Genomic DNA, 8,813 nt, shown 5'->3' with positions numbered 1-8,813 from the left:
GCAAGTAGGGCGGCTCTTCGAGGGCCATCTGGGCCGAATCGGTTGAGCGGTTCACCCGGATCAAGTCCCCCGGTGGGTATCTTTTTCGTCCTTGTCAATGTAAGGAAGCCGTCGAAGGTACTAAGGAGAAATCTGAATACTGGACTTCTTGGCATATTTCCAATATGCTGTTGACATGGCCAATGAATCAGGCTCCAGAATTCCGCGGCGAACCCTAGAAGATATCCGAGCGCTGGCGTTGAGCGCATATGACCGTGGCATGGCCGTGGATCAGGTGTGCCACGCGTTTGAAATTGGCCGGTCGACATTCTTTGGATGGCTCAAGATCCGACGCGAAGGGGGGCCGGAAGCACTCAAGGTGAAGCAGTCTCCTGGCCCCCAACCAAAGCTGACCAAGGAGCAGATTGATATTCTTTTGCGGCTCATCGTAGGCAATGACCCGCGGCAGTTGCAGTTCGACTTTGCTCTCTGGACGCGCGACATGATTCGTGACGTGATCCGGCGGAAGTTCGGGGTCGAGTACACACCTCAGGGGGTCGGGAAGTTGCTGCATCGAATGGGGTTGTCACCCCAACGTCCGCTGACGCGGGCTTGGCAGAAGGATTCGGACAAGGTTAAGAAGTGGAAGGAGGAGGACTACCCGAAGATTCGCAAAGAAGCCCAGGTGGAAGGCGCTTCGATCTTCTTTGGGGACGAGGCGTCGGTCCGCACCGATTTTCACTCTGGCACGACCTGGGCCCCAGTAGGACAAACGCCAATCGTGCACGGAACTGGTGACCGGGATTCCGTTAACATGATTTCCGCAATATCGGCTCAGGGTAAGCTGCACTTCCAGCTTCTCGACAACCAGAACGTGAACTCGAAAATCTTCATCGAGTTCTGCGAGAAGTTGTTGCACGATATCGACGGCAAAATCTATCTGATCGTCGACGGACACGGCTCGCACAAGTCGAAGGAAACTCAGGCGTTCGTCAAGTCGACAGACGGGCGTCTTAAGCTCTTCCTCCTGCCGCCGTACTCGCCGGAACTAAATCCGGACGAATGGGTCTGGAAGAACGTCAAGTATGATCGAATCGGCCGAATGGCAGCACGCACTCGCGACGAGATGCGAGCCGGGATCAAGGATGCGTTCGCTCGACTCGTTGCAGGTCCCGAACTCGTTCGCAGTTTCTTCAAGTCTCCCGATCTTGCCTATATAGACTCCAGTAGTCTAGTTTCATGTTAGTAAGGGGTGACACATCGCAAGTCGTGACCGTAGGGCTGTTCGTGTACTGGGACTGGACCTTACCTACCGGATACTGTAGCTGGAATTAGAAGAGGAAAGTAGCCGGAGACGTTCATGCTCCGTTCTGTGGGAGCCCGGGGCTGAGACGCTCCGGTCGTAGCTGTTCAGCAGGGGGTCACAGACAAACCCCCAGCTCAACGGCATGATTATCTTGACTGGAACCTTAGAAATAATGATCCGTCCGGAAAATAATCGTCATCTATGGAATGAATTCCGACATATCGGACTGTGACGATCAATGTTCTGACCTGGATGTTTGGGCTGTGACCCCTGCTGAACAGCTACCTCCGGTCCACCCGACCGGGTTGCATCACCGCGTCGGTGGAGTTGCAAAGCAAACCAGAAATTCGATCTCTCAAGACTGGTCAACTCGCTTTTCAGCGCGATCCGCTGCTGAATGAAGCTTGTCAGGCCGGCTGAACCGGTTGCGGCAGCTGCCACGGCTGCAAAGGTTGGAGAAACGGCCGACGTAGCGGTCGCCACTCCTACGAGTGAAGTGGTTACGACCATTCCACCGAGGGAGCTCGTGTGGCGTCGCCGGATCTGCTCAAACTCATTCTGAGTTTGGCGGCATTGGTCGTCGAGTTCCTCGACCAACGCGACATAAGCCGGCTCCGAATCGACGGTTCCGAGTCCTCTAAGATATTTTTGTAAAGCGCGTTTGAGCCTCACGAACGAATCTTCATGGTCTTGGCGAACCCGAACCATATCATCGATTGTCAGATTACGGATGTCCGGGTATAGCAGACCCGAAACCGTGGTGCCTACGTCTGACACATCCTGCTTCAGGAGGCGTTGAACAATCGGATAATTCGCACCGACCGCTATCAAGCCGACCTGTGAACGAATAGCACGGAATCGCTTACGATATTCTTCCGCCCGGTCGAACTGACTATGCATCTCTTCGCCGCCCTCCGCCTCGGGGCTGTAGTCGAATGCGTCGGGCAGGATGACGTTGAACGGCACACGATGGATACCGGCCGCAGCCACAGCGCGCTCCACACGCCTGATCTCTTCCGTCATCGCCCATCCGCTCGAGTACCCGCCGAGCGAAGCGTCGCCGCCGACATCACGGTAGATCATGGACGACACGACGAACACGGTAAGCGAAGACGTGACGAGACACCGCTTCGCCAGCGACGCTAAATCGTATCCGCGATCGAGGTGCTCGCGCACATGAACAATATGATGGATCCCGTCGTCCTCGCCGAGTAATGAAAGCACGCGGTCAGCCTCAGTGAGGAATGCGTAGATATTATCGCCGAAGAGTCCAGATGGCTCGCCCGACCGTGGAATCCACCGCCTAGAGGCCGGCGATGGTTCAAACGCCACTGCAACTGGCGGTGCGCCCAAGGCGGACTGCGGTCGTGCCGGGCTGGCGCATTCGGCGTCTATCAGCGGACCGTCCGTGGCCCGTGCCGACACGACCCGGCCAGCGGGGGTGGCGTCGGCAGCTCGAGCCAGGGGACCCGATGGTGTGAACCCGATGGGAGCCGCCGACGCTGAGTCGATAGCGGCTTCGGGCCTGCTCGGCAGCCGACGCCCCGGCGGGGCATGCTCCGGTGCTCCGGCTTGAGAGGCGACGAGTGCGTCCAGACGGCCGGTTGCGGCGGCCGCCACCGTTTTGCAATCGTCGTCGGCGAGACACGCCAGTTCGGCGCGGACCGTCGCCTTTACTAGATCGTTACCGATCCGGAGCAGGTGGTCCAGGCCGTCGAAGGCGGCGAGCCGGTCCGCGGAAAGCGGGCTGCTCAGGAGGTGACGGAGGTAGGGCGGCAGCGCCCAGTTGACGTTCCTGGCGATGACGGTCCGCCCTTGAACGTTCTCCTGTTTTTTTGGTCGCTGCTGGGGCATCTCGTCCACGACCCGGTCGTGGACGTAGGTATAGAGCTCATCGACGGTGATATCACCGTCGCTGTCGAGGTCGGCGCTGCCCTCGCGGAGTCCCTCAACGAGATAGCGGGTGAAGACCGACCGCGGCGCCTGTCCATGCAGCCGCTCGCCCTCGAACGCGTACTGGGTGGCATCGGAGGCCGTCAACACCGTACGCCCCTTGCCCTGGAAACGCTTCAGGGTGTGCACGGCCGCGTCCGCTTTCGCCATCCGTCCGGCTGGGTAGGCCCCGCTGTAGCAGCAGTCGAGTATCAGCAGCTTCTGTTGCGACACACAGCCGTCCATCGCCTCATCGACCGCCTGCGCGGACAGGCCGGTGAACAGGAGGCTGTCGCGGCGCGTGTTGGTCATCGCCAGGTACAGCCGGCCGCCGTCGTCCTTGAGTCCGTGGCCCGTGAAATACAGCAATGTCAGGTCGTCTCGGCGCCCGTTTTGGTAGAACCTCCCCACCGCGTCTCCCACCCGATGGTGTGGCTCATTGACCAGGATGGTAACCTCGTACCCGGCGATCTGCGGGTCTTCCAGGACAGCGGCCAACGCGTGGGCATCATGCGCGGGGGCGGTCAACCGCCGCAAACCGGAGTCCTGATACTCGTAGCTAGCGATCAACAATGCCAGCCGACGGCCCATCGCCTATCCCACCGAGTGCCGGCGCACGAACGCGTCCACCAGCGCACGCTGCTGGTCTGCTGTGGCCCGGTCCATATCAATGGTGTCACCGTCGATCGTCATCGAGATCCGGTGTGCCCGATCGTGGCGCGCTAGCCAGTCCCGCAGCATCCCCACGAGCGTGGGCAGCACCCCACCCGACGCGCTCAACGCAACCACGATCGCCCCGACCGTGGCTGGATCCGCCGCCTTCGCCCCGTCCGGAACACTCCCACCGGCCGCCAGACCGACCGACTCGACGTCCAGCTCGCCGATCTGCGCACGCAACTGGCGGGTAAGGCGCTCGCCCGCCTCGTTGTCCACCTCGGGGTCCGGCGCCACGACCACCAGAAGCTTCGTCACCCAGCCGGTATCACCCTGCCCGCCGCTACCCACGATGCCCCCGTTCCCCCCGTCGCACATAGGTGCCGCCAGACAAGAGCCGTGATGGGCACGACGCCTTTCGGCTGGGCCCGGCTCGCGGCAAATCAACCATAGCCGACACACGGTCAGGCGCGACCGGCGGTCGCCATCCCCAGCTGCCCTCCACGTCCGTCCCGATACTCTCGCCCCCTGTGGTAGGTAGCTCCGTCACAGGTATTGCCCAAGGGCGGCTACGATACGTCCCCAACGCACTTGGCAACTTCGAGTTCGAGGTCACGCTGAGCTACCGGCGCCTCGAGCGGCCCCGGCGTGTCGAGGTGACCTTGCGACACAAGCGGTAGTAGTGATCTGCCTATGGGTGATCGTGGCCGTGTGGGTGCGGGTGAGTACGCCGAGCGTGTGAACGCTGCGGCTCAGCTGCTGGAGGGCGGCGTCCCGAGTGCGGACGCCGCCCTCCAACTGTCTGCACGTTTCGCGGTGTCGCTTCGGCAGGCTCGGCGTTACGTGGATTGGAGCGGTCCCGCTTCCGTGGACAGTGCTCGGGTGCTACCGTCCGCTGATCTTCGAGCCTGATGTGGCGACGAGCAAGTGATCTTGTTTGGTCGTGGCGGTAGCGGATCTGGACGTAGAGTGGCGGTCAGCCGGATGATTCAGGCCGAGCGGCTGGCCTCTACGTCGTCCGCGGCTGGCGTTTGCGCAGGTAGCGAGCAAGATCGGGGTTCAAGTTCCATCCCTTCACCTCCAGCTCCTTCGACATGGGCGCGGCGTCCGGGCGCTACGATGCCGCCGCGGTGCGCGACCGGGGGTGTGTCGTTTCCGCGGTCGCGCGGCCTATCAGGTGAGAGATCCGTTCGTCCTGTCGAGCCGACGCAGATGGCTCGGCGCGACGGGCGGCCCTACCGCAACCTGCTGGAAGGCGACCTCGATGATTACGAACTGTGCCCACACTCCCGACCGCGATTCGTTGGAGCGGGCGCGCTAGGCCCATGCCGAGGCGGTGCAGAACCTCGTCGTCGAAATCGCGGCGGGCATCGCCGCTGACGTGCGGGCTACCTACCCGGGCGCCGCGGTGATCGACGTCGCTGTCGACAGCGACGAGCAGGAGATCGAGTTGGTGGCCGTGTGCGCATTCGCCGGCGAACCCATCGGTGACATGAACAGCGACCGGTTCGAGAACCTCGCGTCCCGAATCGAGCCGGACCTGAACTGGATACGCCGCCTCGCCCTTGAGCCTGATGGCTGGCATCCGAGTCGACTTGATCTCACGGCCACCTTCACGTGGTACCGCTGCGTCGAGGAGCCGACCGTGCGTTGGTTTCCGGACCTTGGTAGTCCCGTCTGGGTGAGAACCGGGGTGTAGCCAGCGGGCGTCATCCGAGACGTCAGGGTGCGGCGATGGGCGCCCACGTGCATGCCCCCGGCATGGAACGCTTTACAGCGCATGCACATCCGTCGGCGGTCACTTGATCCGAACGGCACATGGGAAGGTGTCGCTGCGCGACACCTTCGAGGAGTGCTGGCCGCGCTCGTGTGACATCGGCGGGCCGGTGTATTTGACCGTCGGACGGCCTTGCCTGCGTGGTCACCGATGGCAGGAATGCGCGCACCCGATGCTCATCAATGTGTGGCCGTTCACGCGGTGCCCGTCGGCGCGGTTGTGGACGGGGTGTGCCGAAAACGCGGTGTCGCGGCCTACCAGGTGTAGAGCCCGCTGCCGTGAGGAGCCGACCATGCCGGTAGTCGTTGCGTATGGACCGCGTAGGCCCGCGGGTCGAAGTGATTTGCACGAGTTTGCGAATTCCGTCTGGCTGGGCCGGTGGGCATTTCCGCGCAGGCTGGTCTGGCTGTACGTCCGGGCTGTCGTTGCCACGCGGGACGGCACATCGGATGTCGCTGCCGCAGGTCACGTCGCTGCCTGCGTGGCCTTGCCATTGCCAGCAGCCGATGAGCGGTGGGGTCTGTCGTGGTGACTCCGCCAGCGGTCCCGGGCACGTGTGGCGCCACCACGGGCTCGAGGCGGATGCGCTGCGATCAGCCAGCCGCCTACGTCATCGACTGCCAGTGTGCCCGCGGGCATCGTGGAACGGTGACGCATTGCGTTGCCCATGCTGCCGAGGCCCGTGCGGGGGAGCTGTTGTGCGGCGGCTGCGAGGAGCGCGGCGTGCATGCCACACCGATAACGGTCATCTCCATCCGCAGCCTGGCCGCCGCATCTACCCGTCCGACCGCCACGGACTTTGTCACACCGGATGCCACAAGCCCAGGTCATCTGCCCGGCGGCAGCGGTTACCCGGCGAGTGTCGACGACGGGTTGGACCTGTCGTGGTGACCACGTAGCAACGATCGGCCCGCCGGGTGTGCTGGGCAAGGCCTGCGATTGCGCACCAGGTCGGTTCATCCCGATCGCCCGTCGCGTCGGAGAGAGCACGCAGTTCTCGCCGAACGTTACAACTGAGTACGGGCTGTTAACCCCCGTGGGGGAGCGGACTGCCTGACCGCCTCCGATGGCACACCGTCGGTGCCCGTATGGTCGAGGAGTGCTCGGACTTCTGGATCGTCCGGTGACATACTGCCCCCGGGTATGGCAAGATCGATATAGGGTTGGCTTAGACGGCCTGTTTTCGGCGAGGTCCGTAGGCTGGCCATCTGTGCAGGTCAGTACCCATGTCGATGTTTCGGTACGGCAAGGACGCGCTGCCAGCATTTGTCAGATCACGCCCGGCCAGCGCGTTGTTTGGCCACCGGCCGACCTGCTGCGCGTAGCGGTCATGACGGTCGATACCTGACTCCACCGGCCCTGCGTGACGAGGGCGCCCGGGAGCGCCGGCTTGTGCGGCAGACGCTCGCGGAGCTACTGCCCCGCGACGTCGTCCGGCCGTGGCTCCGTCCGGAAGTGCTGGCCTGGAGCGCGGCGAACAGGCCGAGCGCGGACGACTGACGAACCAGGGCGGGACGGGCTGCTGAGCACAGCCGTCCTTCGTTGCCCGGATGACGAGGCGCCGGGCACCGCAGACCACGCTCATCCTCGCCGCCGGCCTCGGATGCAGTCGAGGGCGTGGAACGCGGATTGGACGCTGCCTAGAGAAGCGGGCTCCGGCTCGCGTTCCAGGTGACGGCGAGGGTGTCGCGGGCTCGGGTAGCGGCTACGAAGAGGAGGGAGCGGGACTTGCGGATTTCCCGGTCATAGCGGGACGGGTCTTCGGTCTTGTAACGGTGGATCGCGGCGCGGGGGATGATGCCGTCGGTGACGGCGATGATGGCGAGGTTCTGGTATTCGAGGCCTTTGAATCGATGCATGGTGCCGATGTGGATTTCGCCGTCTCCCTGGGGGCCGTCCTTGGTGAGTTCGGCGCAGGTGAGGCCGGCGTGGGTGGTCAGGTAGTCGATGGTGCGGCCGACCAAGTCGCGGTCGGCGACGCAGACGGCGATCCGGCCGGTCGGGTCGACGGTGGCCGGGCGGGGGGTCGTCTCATCAGGCGTCTCGGTGATCGGGCGGTCGTTCGTCGGGTTCGCTATTCCGGCGCGCCAGGTGCTCAGGATTTCGGCAAGGCCTTCGAGTTCGGATTCCCAGGTCGGGTACCCGGTGAGCGTGGGTTTGGGGCCGCGCAGGACGGAGCGGTAGCCCGTGAGGGCATCGGTGCCGTCGTCGAGGTCGTCGTAGGGGGTGTGGGTGGTGTCGATGATGCCGAGGGCCCAGTCGAGGATCTGGCGGGTGGTGCGGTAGCTGAGAGTGAGGCGAGTGGACCGGCCGCGGATGTTGATTCCGAGAGGTCCGAGGGTGACGTGGTGATCGTAGATGCGCTGGTGGGTGTCGCCGGCGATGAAGATATCGTTGGGGGCGGTCGGGCCGGCCATGGCGCGCAGCATTTTCCAGTGGGCGGCGCGGAGGTCTTGGGCCTCGTCTACGACGACGTGACGGTAGCGGTAGGTGAGGCTGCGCCGGCCTGAGCTGTCGTCGAGGTCGTGGTCGGTGGTGGGGCGTTCGGTGATACGTCGGGCCCGGTCGGTTTCGTAGCGGGCGGCGCGTTCGGCGGCCTGACCCCAGGTTTCGACGCCGAGCTTGTCGAGGCGGGCGGTGAACTGTTCGACGAGTTTCCAGACTTGGTTGCGGTCGGGGCGGGTCAGCGCGCGGCCGCGGCCGGCGCGGCGGGCCTGGAAGTAGTCAGCGCGGGTGGTCAGTGACTGGCCGAGGACGACCTGGTCCCATTCGTCGAACAGGAAGGCGGCGTCCCAGCGGGATTCGTCGAGTTCGGCGAGCAGCTGGCGCAGTTCGGTCAGCGCGGCCGGGTCGCTGACACGTTGCTTGCGGTGCTGGGCGGGGGTGTTTTCGCCGAGGACGCGGGCGGCGAGCTGGTCGATGTGGGTGACGTCTACGCGGGCCAGCTTGTCCGGGTCGATGAGGGACGCCAGCCGCATCCGCAGGTCGGTGGCGAGGTTCATCGTGTAGGTGGTGAGCAGGATCGGTTTATCGGCGCCGGGTGGGAGCTGGCCGACGAGGTGGGCGACGCGGTGCAGGGCGACGATGGTCTTGCCGGTGCCGGGGCCGCCGGAGACGCGGGCGGAGCCGCGGTAGTTCGCGTGAGCGATGCGGTCCTGGGCGGGG

At 64.0% G+C, this 8,813-nt stretch carries 6 protein-coding genes; 3 read left to right on the top strand and 3 right to left on the bottom strand.

Translation table 11 applies throughout. The features are described from left to right. Positions 1 to 175: 175 nt before the first annotated feature. Positions 176 to 1,225 (top strand): IS630 family transposase, encoded by a 1,050-nt coding sequence (locus MJ797_RS23820; protein WP_239341455.1) that lies wholly within the window; start codon positions 176 to 178, stop codon positions 1,223 to 1,225. Between the two features lie 255 nt (positions 1,226 to 1,480). On the opposite strand, the gene MJ797_RS23815 is transcribed toward MJ797_RS23820, so the two are convergent. Both MJ797_RS23815 and MJ797_RS23810 read right to left on the bottom strand, forming a co-directional pair. Then, positions 1,481 to 3,808: a caspase family protein gene (locus MJ797_RS23815; RefSeq protein ID WP_239341424.1), complete on the bottom strand. Its 2,328-nt coding sequence runs from the start codon at positions 3,806 to 3,808 to the stop codon at positions 1,481 to 1,483. 3 nt (positions 3,809 to 3,811) lie between these two features. After that, positions 3,812 to 4,189, bottom strand: a complete 378-nt coding sequence (locus MJ797_RS23810; RefSeq protein ID WP_239341422.1) for a hypothetical protein — start codon at positions 4,187 to 4,189, stop codon at positions 3,812 to 3,814. A gap of 1,018 nt (positions 4,190 to 5,207) precedes the next feature. Here MJ797_RS23810 and MJ797_RS23805 point away from each other — a divergent pair. Both MJ797_RS23805 and MJ797_RS23800 read left to right on the top strand, forming a co-directional pair. Further along, positions 5,208 to 5,570 (top strand): hypothetical protein, encoded by a 363-nt coding sequence (locus tag MJ797_RS23805; RefSeq protein WP_239341420.1) that lies wholly within the window; start codon positions 5,208 to 5,210, stop codon positions 5,568 to 5,570. A 726-nt stretch (positions 5,571 to 6,296) separates the two neighbouring features. Next, complete coding sequence (locus MJ797_RS23800) at positions 6,297 to 6,539, top strand: hypothetical protein (RefSeq protein ID WP_239341417.1); 243 nt, start codon at positions 6,297 to 6,299, stop codon at positions 6,537 to 6,539. A 749-nt stretch (positions 6,540 to 7,288) separates the two neighbouring features. On the opposite strand, the gene MJ797_RS23795 is transcribed toward MJ797_RS23800, so the two are convergent. Beyond that, the coding region (locus MJ797_RS23795; RefSeq protein WP_239341415.1) for a UvrD-helicase domain-containing protein at positions 7,289 to 8,813 on the bottom strand (1,525 nt) is incomplete at its 5' end.

The organism is Protofrankia sp. CiP3, from assembly GCF_917627345.1.
Classification (GTDB): Bacteria; Actinomycetota; Actinomycetes; order Frankiales; family Frankiaceae; genus Protofrankia.
The sequence above is the reverse complement of the archived record's forward strand: the minus strand, read 5'-3'. Positions and strand labels throughout refer to the sequence as shown.

Coding starts and splice junctions, on each gene's coding strand:
- MJ797_RS23820 (WP_239341455.1), top strand. CDS start 176: ATGGCCAATGAATCAGGCTCCAGAATTCCGCGGCGAACCCTAGAAGAT.
- MJ797_RS23815 (WP_239341424.1), bottom strand. CDS start 3,808: ATGGGCCGTCGGCTGGCATTGTTGATCGCTAGCTACGAGTATCAGGAC.